Annotated in this window: 14 protein-coding genes; 7 read left to right on the top strand and 7 right to left on the bottom strand. The window is 58.0% G+C overall.

Going from position 1 to position 19243, the window contains the following annotated elements:
* Both FZF01_RS19505 and FZF01_RS04025 read right to left on the bottom strand, forming a co-directional pair.
* On the bottom strand, nucleotides 1-2281 hold a 2281-nt coding region (locus FZF01_RS19505), incomplete at its 3' end, for a circularly permuted type 2 ATP-grasp protein (protein ID WP_223825379.1).
* A gap of 126 nt (nucleotides 2282-2407) precedes the next feature.
* Nucleotides 2408-5737, bottom strand: coding sequence for a transglutaminase family protein (locus FZF01_RS04025; RefSeq protein ID WP_150276868.1), 3330 nt, complete (start codon nucleotides 5735-5737; stop codon nucleotides 2408-2410).
* A gap of 243 nt (nucleotides 5738-5980) precedes the next feature.
* Here FZF01_RS04025 and FZF01_RS04020 point away from each other — a divergent pair, with 243 nt between their 5' ends.
* From FZF01_RS04020 to FZF01_RS04010, 3 genes are read left to right on the top strand one after another with little or no spacing between them, the layout of a single operon-like run.
* Nucleotides 5981-7435 carry a circularly permuted type 2 ATP-grasp protein gene (locus FZF01_RS04020; protein WP_150276867.1) on the top strand — a complete coding sequence of 485 codons (1455 nt, stop codon included), beginning with the start codon at nucleotides 5981-5983 and terminating at the stop codon, nucleotides 7433-7435.
* 2 nt (nucleotides 7436-7437) lie between these two features.
* Nucleotides 7438-8454 carry an alpha-E domain-containing protein gene (locus FZF01_RS04015; RefSeq protein WP_150276866.1) on the top strand — a complete coding sequence of 339 codons (1017 nt, stop codon included), beginning with the start codon at nucleotides 7438-7440 and terminating at the stop codon, nucleotides 8452-8454.
* 29 nt (nucleotides 8455-8483) lie between these two features.
* Nucleotides 8484-9638: a zinc-binding metallopeptidase family protein gene (locus FZF01_RS04010; protein WP_150276863.1), complete on the top strand. Its 1155-nt coding sequence runs from the start codon at nucleotides 8484-8486 to the stop codon at nucleotides 9636-9638.
* On the opposite strand, the gene FZF01_RS04005 is transcribed toward FZF01_RS04010, so the two are convergent.
* Nucleotides 9639-10028, bottom strand: a complete 390-nt coding sequence (locus FZF01_RS04005; protein WP_150276861.1) for a YkgJ family cysteine cluster protein — start codon at nucleotides 10026-10028, stop codon at nucleotides 9639-9641. It abuts the gene before it with no gap.
* A 221-nt stretch (nucleotides 10029-10249) separates the two neighbouring features.
* Here FZF01_RS04005 and FZF01_RS04000 point away from each other — a divergent pair, with 221 nt between their 5' ends.
* The 4 genes from FZF01_RS04000 to FZF01_RS03985 all read left to right on the top strand — a co-directional run bounded on the left by FZF01_RS04000 (nucleotide 10250) and on the right by FZF01_RS03985 (nucleotide 15454).
* Entirely contained in the window at nucleotides 10250-11467 is a 1218-nt protein-coding gene (locus tag FZF01_RS04000) for a serine hydrolase domain-containing protein (RefSeq protein ID WP_150276858.1), read from the top strand.
* A gap of 149 nt (nucleotides 11468-11616) precedes the next feature.
* The gene (locus FZF01_RS03995; protein WP_150276856.1) at nucleotides 11617-12669 is read left to right on the top strand and encodes a M14 family zinc carboxypeptidase; all 1053 of its coding nucleotides are present in this window, start codon (nucleotides 11617-11619) and stop codon (nucleotides 12667-12669) included.
* 93 nt (nucleotides 12670-12762) lie between these two features.
* Entirely contained in the window at nucleotides 12763-14508 is a 1746-nt protein-coding gene (locus FZF01_RS03990; protein ID WP_223825378.1) for an alkaline phosphatase D family protein, read from the top strand.
* 88 nt (nucleotides 14509-14596) lie between these two features.
* Entirely contained in the window at nucleotides 14597-15454 is an 858-nt protein-coding gene (locus FZF01_RS03985) for a PA4780 family RIO1-like protein kinase (RefSeq protein ID WP_150276853.1), read from the top strand.
* A 21-nt stretch (nucleotides 15455-15475) separates the two neighbouring features.
* Here the strand turns inward: FZF01_RS03985 and arfB are convergent, their stop codons facing one another.
* Genes arfB through FZF01_RS03965 form a run of 4 tightly spaced genes read right to left on the bottom strand, consistent with a single transcriptional unit; the run spans nucleotide 15476 to nucleotide 19235 of the window.
* Entirely contained in the window at nucleotides 15476-15889 is a 414-nt protein-coding gene (arfB, locus tag FZF01_RS03980) for an alternative ribosome rescue aminoacyl-tRNA hydrolase ArfB (RefSeq protein ID WP_150276851.1), read from the bottom strand.
* 40 nt (nucleotides 15890-15929) lie between these two features.
* Complete coding sequence (locus tag FZF01_RS03975) at nucleotides 15930-16661, bottom strand: glutamine amidotransferase-related protein (RefSeq protein WP_150276849.1); 732 nt, start codon at nucleotides 16659-16661, stop codon at nucleotides 15930-15932.
* 4 nt (nucleotides 16662-16665) lie between these two features.
* Nucleotides 16666-17835 carry an iron-containing alcohol dehydrogenase gene (locus tag FZF01_RS03970; protein ID WP_150276847.1) on the bottom strand — a complete coding sequence of 390 codons (1170 nt, stop codon included), beginning with the start codon at nucleotides 17833-17835 and terminating at the stop codon, nucleotides 16666-16668.
* An 8-nt stretch (nucleotides 17836-17843) separates the two neighbouring features.
* On the bottom strand, nucleotides 17844-19235 hold the full coding sequence (locus FZF01_RS03965) for an aldehyde dehydrogenase family protein (protein ID WP_150276845.1): 1392 nt from the start codon (nucleotides 19233-19235) through the stop codon (nucleotides 17844-17846).
* Nucleotides 19236-19243 lie beyond the last annotated feature (8 nt).

Genomic DNA, 19243 nt, shown 5'->3' with positions numbered 1-19243 from the left:
TGGCCTCATCAAACAGCAGAAGATCAAGAATGGCCGAAGGATGCAGCTGTGAACGGTAGCGCCGGCGGTACACAGTGAAGTTGTCGGTGGTCGCCAGCACCACCTCCCAGAGCGGAATACCCGGCTGTGCTGCGGTCAGAAGCGCCAATTTGAGAAGCTCCAGACTGCTCAGGGTGCGCTCGATAAAGCGGCCCATATCGAGAAAACGCCAGCCATAATGATGAGGCATTGTCTCGTTGCACAAGCCGAAAAAAGCCGATAGGTCGAGTACCGTTGCTTCCAGATGGCGCTGCCCGGCAACGATTCCCCTGGCCCTGGAAACGCCATTGAAGCGTTGCCGCATGCTGTTGATTGCGCGCCAGCTGTCATCGCCCAAATGATCCCGTACTGCCCGGCTGTTACGCACAAAGTGGCCGAATAGCGCAGGCATGCCATCAGGCTGGTCTTCGGCAAATAACTGCATCAATCGATCGCGTGCCATGAGGTATTCCGCCGAAAATCGCTTGTGGCCAGCAAGCGCGTCAAGCTCCGCCTCTTCGTCCTCTACATCTGGGGCAACGCCCAGCGCAACCAGAAGATCAGGGAGCACATTTGCACCATTTTCCTGTCTGTCATTCTGCAGCAGGCGCCCAAGCGCCTCGCGCAGCAGACGACCCCGTGCGTCAAGACGCTCTCCGTAACGTCCCAACCAGAACATACTTTCGGCAACACGGCATGGCAGGTCCTTGCCGTCTCTGGTTACCACAATAGGGCCCAGAGCTTGCCGCAACATGCTGATGTGCGGCTGCGGCACTGGCGCCAGCACCCAAACGTCCTTTACGGTGCGGCTTTGCATCAGGGGCAGACCAGGCTCCCCGACCCAGGCCAGGCCGCCAGGCATGATCCGATAACTGCGCTCATAGACGGGTTTATCCAGGTCATCAGGTTCCACCAGACTGAAGAACCGCAGTGTCGTGTGCTGACGTTCTACCTCCCGCGTGTCCGGATTGAAACCGGGAGTGACTGCTGATAGCACCGGTCGTTGGGCAGTGAACAGATAGGGCCGACGTTCCATGTCGTGCCGCAAAGCCTGAATCTCCTTGAGGGACATCTGGTCTGCGCGAAAGGTTTTACCCGGTTGGGAGATGTCGCGCAGAATCCACGCATCCAGGGACTTGTTAACCTCCTGCAAATCCAGCCGGTCACCACACCACAGCGTTTCCCGGCAAGGCAGCAGCAGGGTTTCGCCGAGCAGACGCTGACACAACCCAGGCATGAAGGCTGCCAGAGCGGGATGTTCCAGCACGCCGGCTCCGAGCGCATTGGCAATGCGCACTTCGCCGTTGCGGGCGGCCTGAAGCAGGCCTGGCACACCCAGCAGGGAGTCCGGCCGCAATTCCAGCGGATCACACCAGGGATCATTTATCTGCCGCACAATCACGTCGACCTGGGTCAAGCCACCCAGCGTACGTACTGACACCTGGCCGTCGCGCACTACCAGGTCATCCCCTTCCACCAGTGAGAAGTTCATGTAGTTTGCCAGCCAGGCATGCTCGAAATAACCAGCGCTACCGGGGCCCGGTGACAACAGGACGATGTTGGGTTGCTCTTTCTGGGCGCTGGCCATGCTTGCCAGGCACCGGTGTTGGGCTTGCAGAAAGCCGGCCAGGCGCTTGATTGGTGCATCGCGGTAGATACTGGGCAATGCGCGGCTCAAGGTAATGCGGTTTTCCAGCGCGTACCCCGCGCCGGCAGGAGACTGGGTTGAATCTCCGAGTACCTGCCAGCGACCGCGCTCATCACGCACTACATCGGTGCCATGGAAGATCAGTAATGGACGATCGAGTTGAGTAGGCGTGTCGGCAGCGGCGAACAGGTAACCAGGATGGGTGAACACCAGCTCAGGAGGCAACAGGCCTTCATTGATAACCTTGCGTTCGCCATAGAGATCATCCAGCAAGTGCTCGAGAAGCCGGCTACGTTGTTTGAGACCTGCCTCGAGGACCTCCCACTCGGCGGTATCAATCACCCAGGGAAGGCAATCGAGCTGCCAGGACCGCAGTTGACCCGGGTCATCCTCGTAGGGATTAAAGGTAACACCGTTTTCGTGCAGCAGGCTCTGAGCCTCTTCACTGCGCGCAACCAGTGCATCGGTGCCAAGTGCAGCGAACTCATCCATCAACCCCTGCCAGTGGGCACGGGGCTGCCGGTCGCGATCGAGTAGCTCGTCATGCTCCGGGTGACCCGGATATTCGCCGAGCAGCGATTTCAATGCGTGATCCAGACTGCCCGACTGCTGCATAACTGCTTCCTGAAAAGAGCTCTCCGAGGGGACATCCCTGTATCGGCAGAGCAGGGGCATACGTGAGCTAGACTCGTATGCCCTTTGATATAGATAGGGAGGGGCCCGTACCGCGGCCCGGCAGAATTATAAACCAGTGACGGGCACGCGGGCACGGCGCAGATCGAGAGTATGCGGATATTCCTGGCCAGGTGCCTGCACAATGCGACCAAAGGCGCCCTGAGTATGTCCATGGGACCAGAAACGGGTCATACGCCTTGCTTCAGCCTCATTGGCGTTTACCGGGAAGGTCTCATAGTTACGGCCAGCCGGGTGCACCACGTGGTAGGTGCAGCCACCCAGGGATCGATTGTTCCAGCTGTCTACCAGATCGAATACCAGAGGTGCGTGCACCTGAATCATGGGATGCATTGCCGAGGGCGGCTGCCAGGCACGATAGCGTACCGCAGCTACCGCCTCTCCGGGCTTTTCGGTTGCCTGCAAGGGGATCTGATAGCCGTTGCAGGTAAGAATATGACGCGCCGGATTGAAGTCCTGCACCCGTACTTCCATCCGCTCAACTGAAGAATCCACATAGCGCGCGGTACCGCCACCACTGACCTCTTCACCCAGTACATGCCAGGGTTCGATAGCCTGGCGCAGTTCTATACCCACTCCCTGATAACGCACCTCCCCAACCCGGGGGAAACGGAATTCAAGAAATGGCGCGAACCACTCTTCATCAAAAGCAAAACCATGCTCGCGCAGATCCGCCAGGACCTCGCACAGATCCTCCCAGATAAAGTGCGGCATCATCCAGCGATCATGCAGAGCGGTACCCCAGCGTGCCAGGGGCTTGCGATAGGGCTTTGACCAGAAACGTGCAACCAGGGCCCGAATCAACAACTGTTGCATAAGGCTCATCTGGGGATGTGGCGGCATTTCGAAACCGCGCAGCTCCAGCAAACCAAGGCGGCCGGTTGACGTATCAGGGGAATAAAGCTTGTCGATACAGAATTCGGCGCGGTGGGTATTGCCGGTAATATCGGTCAGCAGGTGGCGCAACAGTCGATCAACAATCCAGGGCTGGGGTACCTCACCCTCGGGCATTTGTGACAAGGCTATCTCAAGCTCGTAAAGAGCTTCGTGGCGGGCCTCGTCAACACGGGGTGCCTGGCTGGTAGGGCCAATAAACAAGCCGGAAAAGAGATAGGACAGGCTCGGGTGGTGCTGCCAGAAAATCAGCATGCTGGCCAGCAGATCCGGCCGACGCAGAAACGGCGAGTCGGTCGGCGTGCTGCCACCCAGTGTCACATGGTTGCCACCGCCTGTCCCGGTATGGCGTCCGTCCAGCATGAACTTCTCACTGCCCAGGCGCGTGAGCCTGGCTTCCTCATAGAGAATCTCGGTATTGGTTACCAGATCCTGCCAGTTGGTTGCCGGCATCACGTTGACTTCGATAACGCCCGGATCCGGTGTGATCATGAATTTTTCAATGCGCGTGTCGGAAGGTGGCGCGTAGCCCTCGATGCATACCGGCAATTCCAGATGGGCAGCTGTCTGTTCAATAGTGGCAAGCAGTTGCAGATACTCTTCAAGCTGCGTCAGTGGCGGCAGGAACACAAACAGCTTGCCATCCCGCGGCTCCAGACACAGCGCAGTGCCAATCACGCCCTCTTCCGCCAACTCGGGAAGTTGCTCCTGCCAGTCCTGGCCTTGTCCCTGGTGGTGCCGGCCGTCATTCTCAGCGGCTGCGGCCTGCGACTCGCTGTAGCGACTGGCCACTTCACCGTGAATGTCAGCCAGGGCTGGTGGCGCCTCAAATAGAGAGCGAGGTTGCGGCTCCTCCAGCTTGCGCAGTGGCAGGGCCGAGAGCGGCAAGCGCAACCCCATGGGCGAGTCACCTGGCACCAGATAGAGATTTTCCCTGCGTACCGGCCACTTGCTGCTCTGCCAGCTATCCTTCTTCGCGTCCCGTGCCAGGGGCAAGGCCAGCCCGGTCATTTCATCCAGGCCACGTTCGAGCAAACGCACCAGACGCGCGCGCGCCTCATCATCCTTGAGGTCATTATCGGCAAGACCCACATCGCTCGGCTGCTGTTGTTCCAGCCACAGGTAGTAGTAGGCATCCTCGTAGCAGGGAATAAGGTAACGCTCGTCCAGTCCCAGACGCTTGACCAGTTCCCGCGCAAAAGCGCGGGTCTGCTCCTCGTCCACCTGATAATCGCCATTGATGTCCGCCAGCCACTGGTCATCCTGCCACATGGCCTTCCCGTCCCGACGCCAGTAACAGGCAAGCGCCCAGCGCGGCAAGGGTTCACCCGGATACCATTTGCCCTGCTGATAATGGATGAGCGATTGCGGGGCGTAGTGGGGGCGCAAACGCATGAGCAGCTTTTCGGCAAAGGCTCGTTTGGTCGGACCTTGTGCTGCAATGGTCCATTCTGGTGCATCCATATCGTCGATTGCCACAAAAGTGGGCTCACCACCCATGGTCAAACGCACATCCTGATCAACCAATTGCCTGTCGACCTGGTCACCCAGGGATTTAATCTGCTCCCACTGCTCTTGCGTATACGGCTTGGTGACCCGCGGGTCTTCATGAATGCGGGTCACACTCATTGCAAAGTCAAAACTGACTTCACAGGGCTCCGAGGCACCGGTAATAGGGGCCGCGCTGGACGGCTCAGGCGTAGCCGCAAGTGGGATATGCCCTTCCCCGGCGAACAAACCGGAGGTGGGATCCAAACCTACCCATCCAGCACCGGGAATAAACACTTCGGTCCAGGCGTGCAGGTCTGTGAAGTCCACCTCGGTACCCGAGGGCCCATCCAGCGCTTTGACGTCCGCCGTCAACTGGATCAGATAGCCGGAAACAAAGCGCGCCGCCAGTCCCAGCTGCCGGAAAATCTCTACCAGCAACCAGGCCGAATCACGACAGGAACCACGCTTGAGCTGCAGTGTTTCCTCTGCGGTCTGTACGCCGGGCTCCATACGGATCAGGTATTCGACATCCTCTGAGAGTCGCTGATTGATCGACACCAGAAAATCCGTGATCGGACGTTTTTCCATGGACAGCGTCTGCATCCAGGCCTTCAATAGCGGGCCCTTGGCCTCCTTCTCCAGATAGGGTCCCAGCTCCTTGCGCAGGGCTTCGGGATAGCTGAATGGAAAGTACTCGGCGTATTCTTCAACGAAAAAGTCGAAGGGATTGACCACCGTCATGGGTACAACCAGCTCAACATCCACATACAGGTGGTCAATCTTGTCGGGGAAAACCACCCGCGCCACATGATTGCCAAAGGGATCCTGCTGCCAGTTGATGAAGTGCTCGCCACCGTTCACTTTCAGGCTATAGGCGTCTATCGGCGTGCGACAATGGGGCGCAGGCATCAAACGGATCTGATGGGGGGCGACCGCAACGGGCTTGTCAAAGTCGTAACGGGTCGAATGCTTGAGTGCAACACGGATGGTCATGAATCGCTTCCCGGATCAGAAATAGTTATCCCTTCCAGCATAGCAACCCCTGTGCCAAATGCCCGATAAAACCTGACTCATGCAGGAATGCCCGACGCACGTTGCTAACTGGTGCTAGTCTGATACCAACCAGAGGTTACCGTTATGTTATCCGTCGGAGAGGCCCCCGGCATCGCCGGTCACACGCTGGTATAGCAATTGCATCACTGGAAACCAACATCACGGAGCGGACAGAGTAGCCTAATGAGCAAAGTTAACTGGGAAAACTACGCCTCCAAAGGCTTTTTCGACGAGCTGATCGCAGGGCCTGGCAAACCCCGACCAGAAGCAGCCATGTTATGCCAGTACCTGGCAGAGCTCGACTCACGGGAAATAACCGAACACAAGACAGCTGCCGAAGTAGCCATACAATTGATGGGGATCACCTTCACCGTCTACACCGAAGGCAGCATGATCGACAGGGCCTGGCCCTTCGATATCGTGCCGCGGATTATCGCCCTGAGCGAGTGGCAGAAGACCGAAGCAGGTCTCAAGCAACGAGTACAGGCGCTGAATATGTTCATTGATGACCTGTACCACGATCAGAAGATCATCAAGGACAAGGTATTCCCAGCCGAAATTCTGGAGAAGTCAGTCAACTTCAGGCCGCAGTGTGTCGGCGTCCATCCCCCGCATAACGTCTGGGCGCACATCTGCGGCTCCGACCTGGTGCGTGATAACGATGGCACCCTGTATGTGCTGGAAGATAATTTGCGGGTTCCATCAGGTGTGTCCTACATGCTGGAAAACCGCAATGTCACCAAAAGGGTCATGCCCGAGCTGTTCGCCGGAGGTCGTATCCAGCCGGTCGACGACTATACCTCCCAGCTATACGACATGCTGGCGTCGATGTCTCCGCGGCCCGGTGACGACCCCTGCATAGTGATTCTGACCCCCGGGATCTACAACTCCGCCTATTACGAGCATGCCTATCTTGCCCAGCAGATGGGCGTTGAAGTGGTCGAAGGCTCGGATCTCGTGGTTGGCGAGGACGACTGTGTCTATATGCGCCGCATCGACGGCCTGAGCCGGGTCGATGTGATCTATCGCCGCGTAGATGACATGTTCATTGACCCCGAGGTGTTCAACCCTGACTCCATCCTTGGTGTGCGCGGCCTGATGCGCGCCTGGCGCAAGGGTAATGTGGCCCTGGCCAATGCGCCGGGTGCTGGGGTGGCCGATGACAAGGTGGTATATGCCTTCGTACCGGCGATCATCAAATATTATCTCGATCAGGAGCCCTTGCTTCCCAACGTGCCCAGTTACCTGTGCATGTTCGACAAGGATCGAGAATACGTGCTGGCCAACCTCGACAAACTGGTGGTCAAGCCCGCCAACGAGTCGGGCGGCTACGGCATGCTGATCGGTCCACACTCGACCAAAAAGGAACGGGACAAGTTCGCCGAGCTGATCAAATCTGATCCACGCAATTACATGGCGCAACCCACACTGAGCCTGTCGACTTCACCTACACTCTGCGCCGATGGAATGGAGCCAAGGCATGTGGACTTGCGTCCGTTCATTCTCTCCGGTGAAAGCCCCTGGGTCACCACCGGCGGACTGACCCGAGTTGCGTTGACCAAGGGCTCCCTGGTGGTGAACTCATCACAGGGCGGCGGCAGCAAAGACACCTGGATCGTCGACCTGGCGGGGAACTGATTATGCTTTCAAGAGTTGCAGAAAACATTTACTGGCTGGCTCGTTACGTTGAGCGCGCGGAAGATACAGCCCGCCTGCTCAGCGTGAATAGTCACCTGCTGTTAGACCTGCCAAAGCCGACAAAATTGGGCTGGAGCGAGATTATTGCCATTACCGGCAATGACGAGCTGTTCGATGAATTGTACGACACAAGGGACGAAGCCAACGTCTTGTCGTTCATGTGTGGCGACGTCCGTTATACCGGCTCGATTTTGAGCTCCCTGGCTGCCGCCAGGGAAAATCTGCGCACCACCCGCGAGATCATTCCTCGCGAAATATGGGAAGAAATCAATCAGCTGTATCTCAACGTCAAGGAACAGGTTGAAGCAGGCATCACCCCGCGGCGACGCGATGCTTTCCTGAGCAGGGTCATCCGCAGTTGCCAGACGGTCAACGGTCTGGTTGAAGGTATGCTCAGCTATACGCAGGCACGTACCTTCCTGATGCTCGGCCGCCAGCTTGAACGCGCAGACATGACCACCCGGATCATCGACGTGCGCTCAGCCAACCTATTGCCGCGCAGCCCGGATGACCTGACGCCCTTCGAAAACCTGCAATGGATGAGCGTGCTCAAGTCCTTGAGTGGCTTTCAGATGTATCGTCAACATGTTCGACTGCGCATCCGCGGACCGGATGTCCTGCAGTATCTTTTGCAGGATCGACGCTTTCCACGCGCCGTAGCGTGCAGCCTTGAGCGGCTGGCGATAGCGCTGAAGAGTCTGCCAATGCACGAAGCAGCCCTTGAAGAAGTGGAAAACTGCAGAACGCATATTGCCAATGCGGAAATTATTCGGATGGCGGCCGAGCCTGATCTGCTTCACGCTTTCGTTGACGAAATACAGATCGACTTTGACGAGGTTCATGAGGCGATACGCCGTACCTACTTCGCCCAACCGGAGGAACCTGGGCAAACTAATGCCCAGAATCAGGGTCAGAGTGCTAGCGAGGGCCAGAGCCAGAGCCAGACCCAGTCAAGGTAACGCCGCCCCATACCGGAAGCAATTGCGAAATGAGCTATTTTGATCAGCTGGTAAGCCGTAGCGAAGGGCACCAGCTCTTCGATTATCACCCTAACGGCCACGTGCAGAAGTGCCAATGTGGCCAGGCGATATTCTTTGACAATACCCACTGCCTGCGCTGTGGAGCCGAGCTGGGCTACCACCCCGAGCAAGGGATGCTCTGCGCCCTGAAAGCAGGCGAAGACGGCGTTCAGTGGCGAGTGGAGACGGCTGGCCCGCTCAAGGGCAAGCTATTCTACCGCTGCCAGAATCTCACCAGCGCTGCCCAGTGCAACTGGTTGATTACTGACCCGCAAACAGCGCCCTTTTGCACCGCTTGCGCGCTGAACCTGGTCGTTCCCGATCTGAGCGTATCGGAAAATGCCGAATACTGGCACCGAACAGAGGAAGCCAAACGCCGGCTGATTGCCCAGTTGGTCATGCTCGGATTACCTACAGTTTCCCAGACGCTCGACCCTGAGCAAGGTCTGGGCTTCAAACTATTACGTCAGCAGCAAGGTGGGCCCGCTGTCATGACCGGGCATATGGATGGCGTGATTACCCTCGACGTTATCGAAGCTGACCCTGCCCATCGGGAACAAGTACGGCAAAACATGCACGAGCCCTATCGGACACTTGTCGGTCATTTTCGTCATGAATCCGGCCACTACTACTGGGACCGGCTGGTGCAGAACAGCCCCTGGCTGGATACTTTCCGTAACCTTTTCGGCGACGAGCGCCAGGACTATCAGCAGTCACTGCAAAAACACTACAACGAAGGCCCGCCGCCCAACTGGAACAACACGTTCATCAGCAGCTATGCCGCCTCCCATCCATGGGAAGACTGGGCAGAAACCTGGGCACATTACCTGCACATGACTGACACCCTGAACGTGGCTCTGGACTTCGGGATCCGACTGGACAACCTAGAGCTCAAGCCTGACCAGTTCAAAAAAAGCCAACTGGATGGATGTGCACGGGGTAATGATGACCAGACAGCCTTTTTGTCATTCATCAATCGCTGGGTACAGCTTAGCAGCGTCCTCAACGTGCTGGCACGCAGTATGGGCCAGTCGGATATCTATCCCTTCGTGCTTACCGTACCCAGTCTGCGCAAGCTCTACATGGTGCACAGCGTCGTCGCAGACTACACCAACCCGCTCTGATCAGGCCGCCACAATGGGGATCAGCGTGGGAACCAGTTGCGGCTCAAGGGGCATGAATGGCAACGGCGGCAACCCGTGACGAGCTCGGGCCCGCTGACAATCGGCGTTGGGCTGACCGTCTTCGCCATGCCAGGCAAATTCCCGGCAGCTGGAGGACCGCTGCTCGTAGATATTGCAACGCACGCCCTCGCCTACGGTACCCAGCAATGCAGTGCAGCGCGGAATCGGCTGATTGGTGCCCTGCATACAGCTCAGGTGGGGTGAAATCTGTTCCGTCAGATGGCCGGGTACCAGACCGCCTTCAGTGGCGTCGGTCTCTCCCCAATAGAATGAAACCCTGAAAGTGGCACAACAGGCGCCACAATTCAGACAGGGCGAGGGGGTGTTCATGGCATTGCTTTACTCATATGGCTGCGGTGAACGACTTGTACAGTGTCTCCAGCCCTTTACACAAGGGGTCTGAAGCCGTTTCATCAAGTATTTTTTACAGCCTCGAAACGAGTAGATCACTCAGCGCTCTGACTGATCATTCAGCACACCGTCAAGCCCCCGAAAAGCCCTGATAAAAGGTAGTATCAAAACTTCTAATAACCAGAGCCATGGATAAACGCATGTCTGATTCAGCCATCATCGCCGGGATGCACACCGATCGCCTGAACCGTATCGCGACCCATATCGATCAAGCCTACCTGCAGCCGGGCAAGCTGCCAGGAGCCCTTACCCTGGTCGCTCGTCGAGGCGAGATATGTTTTCTGCATGCCCAGGGTCTGATGGACGTGGAGCGCAACAAACCCGTTCAGCGAGACACCCTGTTCCGGGTGTATTCGATGACCAAGCCAATGACCTCCCTCGCGCTGATGCAAATGTATGAGCAAGGCCGTTTTCTCCTCGACGACCCGGTGCACAAATACATTCCGTCCTGGGCCAATCTGCGCGTATACAAGGCCGGTGTGCATCCCCAGTTCATGACAACCCCTGCCCAGCGACCGATGACCATCCGCGACCTGCTGACGCATCAGTCGGGGCTGACCTACGGATTCATGAACCGCACCAATGTGGACGCAGCCTACCGCGCTTTGAAACTCGACGGAGGCGCCGGCCTGACGCTGGAGAAGCTGGTTGACGAGCTGTCACGCCTGCCGCTGGAGTTCTCCCCGGGCAGCGCCTGGAATTATTCGGTATCCACCGACGTGGTTGGCTATCTGGTTCAGGTACTGTCGGGCATGACCCTCGAAGAGTATTTCGCCGAGCATATTTTCAAACCGCTGGGTATGCAGGACACCTTTTTCACTGTGCCGGCAGACAAGATAGAACGCTTTGCCGCCTGTTATCAGTATCAACCCGGCGACACCTTCAGTTTGCAGGATGATCCGCAGCAGTCTGTATTTACCCGCAGCCATGGCTACCTGTCAGGTGGCGGCGGCCTGGTCTCCACCGTCGATGACTATTACCGCTTCGCCCAGGCCCTGGCCAGTGGCGGTGAATTTCAGGGCGAACGCATTATTGGCCGCAAAACGCTGGAATTCATGCGTCTGAACCATCTGCCGAACAACCAGGACCTGCCCGCCGTCTCGGTGGGCGCGTTCAGTGAAACACCCTACGAGGGCTCGGGGTTCGGACTGGGCTTCTCGGTCAAGACCGATGTAGCCAAATCCCACACCAATGGCTCGGTAGGTGAATACGGCTGGGGTGGCATGGCCAGCACCAATTTCTTTATCGATCCGGTAGAAGACCTGATGATGATCTTCATGACCCAACTCATACCCTCCTCCACCTACCAGATCCGCCAGGAGCTGCGCGCCATCATCAATGGCGCGATAGTGGATTGAGCCGGGATTTTACCCGATTCTGATACCCGCGAACGCGCGGATTGCCAACAGGCCGAAGAGCTGTTGGCAATGCGCCCCTGAAACTGTCATCTGCCTGCAACGCTCGAATGTCATCCTTCGGTAACAATCCCCAGCGATACCCGATATTCATGCCCACACAGTCTACGGAGTCAATCCAGCAGCAGATTCATCGTCACCTTCCGGAGCACCTGCAACTGGAAAATCTATTGCACACAGGTGCGCGGCATCTGCGCTGGCAAACCGTGCACCGGGTGGATATCAACGGGATCGAAATACCCATCAAAGTGATCGAAATGGGCAGCCGTTCGCCCCTGGTACCCGTGATCGGTTTCTTTGGAGGCGTGCATGGGGTTGAGCGTATCGGCACCCAGGTGCTGCTGTCCTGGCTTCACAGCCTGATCCATCGCCTGGACTGGGATGACCAGCTACGGCGCCAGCTTGAGCGCATACGCCTGGTATTCATGCCGATGATCAACCCCGGCGGCATATGGCATCACAAGCGTAGCAACCTCAACGGTGTGGACCTGATGCGTAACGCTCCAATCGATGCGATGGGGGCAGCACCCTGGCTGGTCAGTGGGCACCGGATCAGTGCCCGCCTCCCCTGGTACAGGGGTAAACAGGGAGAGCCCATGCAGGCCGAGTCTGCTGCGCTGGTGGATACCGTGCGTAAACGACTACTCACTGCGCCCTTCTCCATGAGTATCGATTGCCACAGTGGATTCGGGCGTCAGGATCGTCTCTGGTGCAGCTATGCACGCAGCCATCGACCCATCCAGCACATTGCCGAGGTGCTCTCGCTCAAGCGCCTGTATCAGAACACCTACCCCAATCATCACCCCTACATCATCGAACCCCAATCGGTGCAGTACACAACCCATGGCGATCTGTGGGACTACCTGTATGACGAGTCTGTAGAACAGCATCCCGGCAATATATTTCTGCCCTTCACTCTGGAAATGGGATCCTGGCTGTGGGTACGCAAGAACCCTCGGCAGATGCTGGATTACTTTGGCTACTTCAACCCGGTGATCACCCATCGCAAGCGCCGCGTTCTGCGTCAGCATCTGCCGCTGTTCGAATTTCTGCTCGGCGCCAGCCAGTCCTGGCGCAACTGGGTGCCACGACCCTCCCAGCGCGATGCCATAACCCAGGCAGCCATCGCAGAGTGGTTCCTGTAAACCTGCGTCAGGGGCAACACAGAACAATTGTCATATGTGCTCGGCAAACTGCGTGCTCTTTCCAACCGTATGCGGGGCAGGACGATGAAAGGCATGACAAGGCGTGATTTCTTGCGGATATCCGCACTGACAATGGGCACCGTGGCCATTTCTACCGGCCTGCAGGGTTGCCTGAGCAGCAGTGGTAGCAGTAGCAATGACCAGCCGGCAGCTCCCGGCGTTGCCTTTACCCATGGCGTAGCCAGCGGTGACCCCCTGCAAGACCGTATTCTGATCTGGACCCGGGTGAGCCCGGAAGAAGGCCAGCAAGGACCCGTGGAGGTAAGCTGGGAAGTCGCCGAGGATGCCGAGTTTACCCGATTGCTGCACAACGGCAGCACCCAGACCGAAGCCAGCCGCGACTACACCGTCAAGGTCGACGTGCTTAATCTGATGCCCGGACAGACCTACCACTACCGCTTCAGTGCAGCGGGGACGCGATCACCGGCCGGCCAGATGAAAACCCTGCCAGCGGGCAGTATCGGCCAGGTACGCTTTGCCGTGCTCTCATGCTCCAACTACCCGGCAGGCTACTTCCATGTGTACGCTGAAGCGGCCCGCCAGGCTGATCTGGACGCCGTCGTGCATCTGGGGGACTACATCTATGAATACGCTGCAGGGGGTTACGCCAGCGAAGATGCCGTAGCACTGGGGCGGACCCTGGGTGCGGACAATAACGGAGAGTTACTCACGCTAGCGGATTACCGCAAACGCTACGCCCTGTACCGCGGCGACACCGACCTGCAAGCCCTGCATGCTGCCGCCCCCTTTATCGCCGTGTGGGATGATCACGAAGTCGCCAACGATACCTGGACCGATGGCGCAGAGAATCACAACGACGGCGAAGGTGATTTCTCCCAGCGCAAGCTCGCAGCGCTGACGGCCTACTTCGAATGGATGCCCATTCGCCCAGCCAATTCGGACGACGTAGAAACCATCTACCGCAGCTTTGACTTTGGCGACCTGGTCAGCCTGCACATGCTTGATACGCGTATCATCGGTCGCAACGAGCAACTGTCCTATGGCAACTACATTGGCGCTGCAGGCTTTGACACCGCCGCTTTCACCGCGGACGTAACCAACCGCAATCGCACCCTGCTCGGTCAGGACCAGTTGAACTGGCTCGAAGCCCGTATGGCCAGCTCAAACGCCACCTGGCAGGTGCTCGGCCAGCAAGTGTTGATGGGGCGCATGCTACTCCCGGCCGAACTACTCGGCGGACTGCTTGACCCGGCCAACAGCAATCTGGTGGCCTCCTTCTCGGAGCTGGTCAACCTGAAGCTGCGCCTGCAGGCCAACGACCCGACGCTGACCGACGCAGAGCGGGCACGTATCACTACCGTAGTGCCCTACAATCTCGATGCCTGGGACGGTTATGCCTATGAGCGTGAGCTGGTATTGGAAATGGCCCGTTCCATGGACAAGAACCTGGTCGTGCTGGCCGGCGACACACACAACGCCTGGGCAAACAATCTGACTACGGCTGCCGGGCAATCAGTGGGTGTGGAGTTCGCCACCGCGTCGGTGTCATCTCCCGGGCTTGAAGAATACCTCGGGGTACCCGCTGCGCAGATTCCGCAGATTGAACAGGTCCTCACCATTCTGGTAGACCAGCTGGACTACCTGAATGCCGCACAGCGCGGCTACATGCTGGTGACCTTTACCCCCGAGCGAGCACATGCCCAATGGCAGTTTGTCGACACAATCAAGTCGACCAGCTACCAGATCGACAGCGCCCGCAGCCAGGAGCGAGTCTGCCTGCCCGGCGCTGCCAACCGGAACCTGCAGACACCGAGCTGAAAACTGTTACCGGGTCTGGGTGGTCGAGCACTGCCACAGACCCATTTCCCATTACCCATAACGCCCCATTTTGAGGTATAAGGGCGCTATGAAAATCCCAAAACGCTTAGAACCCCTGGTTGAAGATGGCCTGATCGACGAAGTGATCCGTCCGCTGATGAGTGGCAAGGAAGCGGCCGTCTTTCTGGTGCGTTGCGGTTCGGAGATCCGCTGCGCGAAAGTCTACAAGGAAGCTGCCAAACGCAGCTTCAAACAGGCCGTGCTTTATCAGGAAGGCCGCAAGGTCCGTAACTCACGACGCTCGCGGGCCATGGAAAAAGGCTCCCGGTTCGGTCGAGGCCAACAGGAAGAAGCCTGGCAGAACGCTGAGGTAGACGCCCTGTACAAGCTCGATGCAGCGGGGGTACGGGTACCCAAGCCATACGGCTGCTTTGAGGGCGTGCTGCTCATGGAGCTGGTGACCGATGATGAGGGCGGCGTGGCGCCGCGGCTGAATGATGTCTCCATGGACGCAGAGCAGGCGCGCGAGGACCATGCGGTGGTCATGGAGTACGTCAAGCTGATGCTCTGTGCCGGCCTGGTCCACGGCGACCTGTCCGAATTCAACGTACTGGTGGATGCCTACGGCCCGGTGATCATCGACTTGCCCCAGGCAGTAGATGCAGCGGCAAATAACAATGCCCAGTCGATGCTTGATCGCGATGTGAACAACATGACTCAGTACTACGGTCAGTACGCACCGGATCTGCTGGCAACCCGGTATGCGAAGGAGTTGTGGGCCCTGTACGAAGATGGCGAGCTGACGCCCGACACCGAGCTGACCGGCTATTTCAAGGAAGACGAGACCGCCGCAGACGTGGATTCCGTCGTTCAGGAAATCAAGGCAGTCATGGAAGAAGAACGCGAGCGCCGCGAGCGTATACGCGAGGCTGACGAGCAGGACTGAGACAAGGCTCGGTCCTGCGCGCTAGAGGTCCACTTTGCCGCGTAACGACTTGGCCTTGCCGCGGATCTTCTTACCCTCGATGCGTCGCTCCTGGGAGCCTCTGGTAGGCCGTGTGGGGCGGCGGCGCTTCTGCACCGCCACCGCCCCATTGATCAGCTCCTGAAGGCGCTTGATCGCATCATCACGGTTCATTTCCTGGGTCCGGTAGGATTGAGCCTTGATGATAATGACCCCGTCCTTGGTAATCCGCTGATCCGACAGCTTCAGGAGCCGCTCCTTGAAAAAGGGCGGCAGACTGGAGGTGTTGATATCGAATCGCAGGTGAATGGCGCTGGAGACCTTGTTCACGTTCTGGCCGCCCGCACCCTGGGAGCGGATTGCCGTTATATCCACTTCCCAGTCACCCAATTGAACATCGTGGCTTAAATTGATCATGCGCCAAGTTTACCGGCTGAGGGCTGCATGCCAAGGTTTTTCATGCCGCGGGTGATTGCTGCGCAGCCTGCGTCAGAAAGTTGAGCACCCAGCGCATCATCACGTCCGCGTCCACCTCGGCATCGAGTGACGCATGGCCCTGTCGCAACCGTTCATCAGGTATGGCGCCCCGACGCATATCCATCAGGTCCCGTGAATAGGTTTTGCAGAATTCCGGATGGCCCTGCACGCTCATGAAATGGTTATCGTACTGCACAACGTAATAGGGGCAGAAAATGCTGCTGACCAACACCTCGGCAGCGGCATCGGCGGGTAGGCGCATTACCTGATCCTGATGGCTGACGATCAAGTCCAGCTTTTCCTGCCAGGGGTCCATCCAGCTCTTGCGCGTGACCACCTGATTGAATGACACCCCTACACCCCAGCCCTTTTCAGACTTGCCGACTTCGCCGCCAAGCGCCTTGGCCATAAGCTGATGGCCGAAACAGACGCCAATGAGGGGAATGCGCTGGTGCCATAACTGACGCACGAACTCCTCAAGCACATCGATCCAGACCAAGCCATCATTCACACCGAACTTGCTGCCCGTAGTGAAATACGCATCGTGCTCATCCAGACGCTCGGGATACTCCCCGTCCATCACGCGGTAGGTCGTCAACTGCAGGCCCGGTATCTGACCCCGGAGCAAGTCCTCGAACATTTGCGGATAGTTACCATGGGCGGCCTGCAAATCTTCAGCCACATCATCACACTGTAAAAGACCTATTTTCATGTACTTACAACACACCTTTAACTGCGTTTATGAATATTTCTCGATACTTTTTTTCATCATGGGCGATGGGGTTGGTACCTGCAGCCCCATCGACAATCGCCATCTGCGCAATCAGATCTGCGCGGCTTTCGTCTATACCGAGATCGGCCAGAGTATGGACAATGCCCATATCGCTGCGCAGTTTGAGCACCCAATCGAGCACTCCGTCGAACCCGGGTTTCGGCAACTGCAGGTGGCGCGCCAACACCTCCATCTGATCTTCAATACTGCCGCGATTGGCTACCAGCACATAAGGCATCAGCACCGCATTGAGCGTACCGTGGTGCGCATCGTATAGGGCGCCGAGCGGATGCGCCAGCGCGTGCATTGCGCCTAGACCGCGCTGAAACGCCGTCGCGCCCATACTGGAGGCCACCAGCATCTTCAACCTGGCTTCCAGGTCATTGCCGTCAGCTACAGCCCGCGGCAGGTAGTCTCTGATCAAGCGCATGCCTTGCAGCGCAATGGCTTCAGCCATCGGATGAAACAGTGGCGAGCAGTAGGCTTCAAGGTTGTGCGACAGTGCGTCCATGCCAGTGGCGGCGGTGATACCCGGCGGTAAAGCCGTGGTCAATTCCGGGTCGAGAATAACCAGAGCCGGGAGCATTTTCGGATGGAAAATGATCCGCTTGAGCTGCGCGGCTTCATCAGTAATAACGGATGCTCTGCCAACCTCCGAGCCGGTGCCGGCGGTGGTCGGGATGGCAACCACAGGGGCCATACCAGCCTCGTTTACACGCAAAAAGTTATCGCCCACATCCTCGAAATCCCACAAGGGCCGATCCTGTCCGGCCATCAGCGCTATCGCCTTGGCCGCATCCAGAGCCGAGCCTCCACCAAAGGCAATAACGCCATCGTGATGCCCGAGACGGTAAACCACTACACCATCCATCACATTCTGGCCGGTCGGATTGCCCTTGATCGCCGAAAACACCTCCACTTGCAGCCCCTGCTCCCTGCACTGCTGCACTGTCCTGGCCACCATCGGCAAAGCCGCCAGTCCAGGGTCTGTCACCAGTAGAGGTGCACTCATGCCCAGGGCGCGACAGGCATCGGCGAGTTCAGCCACGCGCCCGGCCCCCACCCGCACCGCGGTCGGGTAATTCCAGTTCATCTTGTATTGCTGCATGTCCATCACAGGCCTCACGAAAGAATCTTGAAGTGAAAGGATTTCGGGCGGGTGAGATGCTCATAACCCACACTCGACAGCGTACAGCCCCGGCCCGAGTGCTTCACCCCGGTCCAGGCCAGCGCCGGATCCAGATAGTCGCAGCGGTTTAGAAACACCGTGCCGGTCTGGAGCTGATCAGCCAGCGCCAGCGCAACATCCACATCCTGGCTGAAAATCGCCGCGGTCAGGCCATACTCACTGTCGTTCATCAAGGCGATCGCCTCCTCGTCGCTGCTTACCCGCTGGATGCCCACCACGGGGCCGAAGGACTCCTCGGTCATGATGCGCATACCGTGATTGACGTCAGTCAGGATCTGCGGCGCCAGATAGGCACTGCCCGCCTCGTCCATCGGAAAATGCGCTTCATCAATCAATGCCTTTGCTCCCTGTGAGATGGCATCGGCAATCTGACTGCGAATAAAGGCGGCCGACTCAGGCTTTACCACCGGACCCAGAGTTGTATCCGGATCATCGGAACGCCCAAGCTTGTACCCGTTGACCAGCGCAACCGCCTGCTCGATAAAGGCGTCGTGCACCGAGTCGTGCACGTAGATTCGCTCGATACCGCAACAGGACTGGCCGGAATTGAAGAAGGCCCCGTCCATCGCGGTCTCGACTGCATGGGTTAGATCAGCATCGGCGCGCACGTAGGCCGGATCCTTGCCCCCAAGCTCCAAGCCACTGGATAGGAACCGGCCGGCCATGGCCTGCTCGACTTTTTCGCCACCGCCCACAGACCCGGTGAAAGCCACATGAGCCAGGCCCGGCGACTGAATCAGAGTCTCGGTATCGGCATGATCCATGTGCAAAAACTGAAAAACACCGCCCGGCAGACCGGCCTCGGTGAACGCAGCCACCATGCGTTCTGAGCACAGGGGCGTTTGCGCCGAGTGCTTGAGCAGCACCGCATTGCCCGCCAGCAAAGCTGGAACAACCGCATTGACCGCCGTCAGATAGGGAAAATTCCATGGTGCAATAACCAGCGATACCCCCAGGGGCTCGCGGCGGATAAAACGCTTGAAGCCCTCTTTTGCCGGCAGTTGCAGATCGGCCAGGCTGGCTTCGGCGATATCTGCCATATAGGTCGCACGCTCAACAAAGCCCTTGATCTCGCCAGCGGCAAAGCGGATCGGTCGTCCCATCATCCAGCTTAGTTCAATGGCCAGATCGCTTTCCCGGGAGCTGAATATAGCCACGGCCTTGCGGACAATAGCCACACGTTCAGCCACCGGAACCGTCCGCCAGCGGCGCTGGGCACCGACTGCCAATTCAAGTACCGCCTGGATTTCTTCAGCGGTTGCAAGGTCACGTTCAACGTAAACCGAGCCATCAATCGGCGACAGGGTTTGCAGACGTTTGGTCATCGTAGGCT

The sequence above is a fragment of the Halopseudomonas salina genome (genome assembly GCF_008641105.1).
Note: the sequence above shows the minus strand (reverse complement) of the source record. Positions and strands in the feature narration are given on the sequence as shown.

Excerpts from the sequence above, each read along its gene's own strand:
- FZF01_RS03970 (WP_150276847.1), bottom strand. The coding sequence starts at position 17,835 with ATGGACATGCAGCAATACAAGATGAACTGGAATTACCCGACCGCGGTG.
- FZF01_RS03975 (WP_150276849.1), bottom strand. The coding sequence starts at position 16,661 with ATGAAAATAGGTCTTTTACAGTGTGATGATGTGGCTGAAGATTTGCAG.
- FZF01_RS04020 (WP_150276867.1), top strand. The coding sequence starts at position 5,981 with ATGAGCAAAGTTAACTGGGAAAACTACGCCTCCAAAGGCTTTTTCGAC.
- FZF01_RS03990 (WP_223825378.1), top strand. The coding sequence starts at position 12,763 with ATGACAAGGCGTGATTTCTTGCGGATATCCGCACTGACAATGGGCACC.
- FZF01_RS04005 (WP_150276861.1), bottom strand. The coding sequence starts at position 10,028 with ATGAACACCCCCTCGCCCTGTCTGAATTGTGGCGCCTGTTGTGCCACT.
- FZF01_RS04025 (WP_150276868.1), bottom strand. The coding sequence starts at position 5,737 with ATGACCATCCGTGTTGCACTCAAGCATTCGACCCGTTACGACTTTGAC.
- arfB (WP_150276851.1), bottom strand. The coding sequence starts at position 15,889 with ATGATCAATTTAAGCCACGATGTTCAATTGGGTGACTGGGAAGTGGAT.
- FZF01_RS03985 (WP_150276853.1), top strand. The coding sequence starts at position 14,597 with ATGAAAATCCCAAAACGCTTAGAACCCCTGGTTGAAGATGGCCTGATC.
- FZF01_RS04000 (WP_150276858.1), top strand. The coding sequence starts at position 10,250 with ATGTCTGATTCAGCCATCATCGCCGGGATGCACACCGATCGCCTGAAC.
- FZF01_RS03995 (WP_150276856.1), top strand. The coding sequence starts at position 11,617 with ATGCCCACACAGTCTACGGAGTCAATCCAGCAGCAGATTCATCGTCAC.
- FZF01_RS04015 (WP_150276866.1), top strand. The coding sequence starts at position 7,438 with ATGCTTTCAAGAGTTGCAGAAAACATTTACTGGCTGGCTCGTTACGTT.
- FZF01_RS04010 (WP_150276863.1), top strand. The coding sequence starts at position 8,484 with ATGAGCTATTTTGATCAGCTGGTAAGCCGTAGCGAAGGGCACCAGCTC.
- FZF01_RS03965 (WP_150276845.1), bottom strand. The coding sequence starts at position 19,235 with ATGACCAAACGTCTGCAAACCCTGTCGCCGATTGATGGCTCGGTTTAC.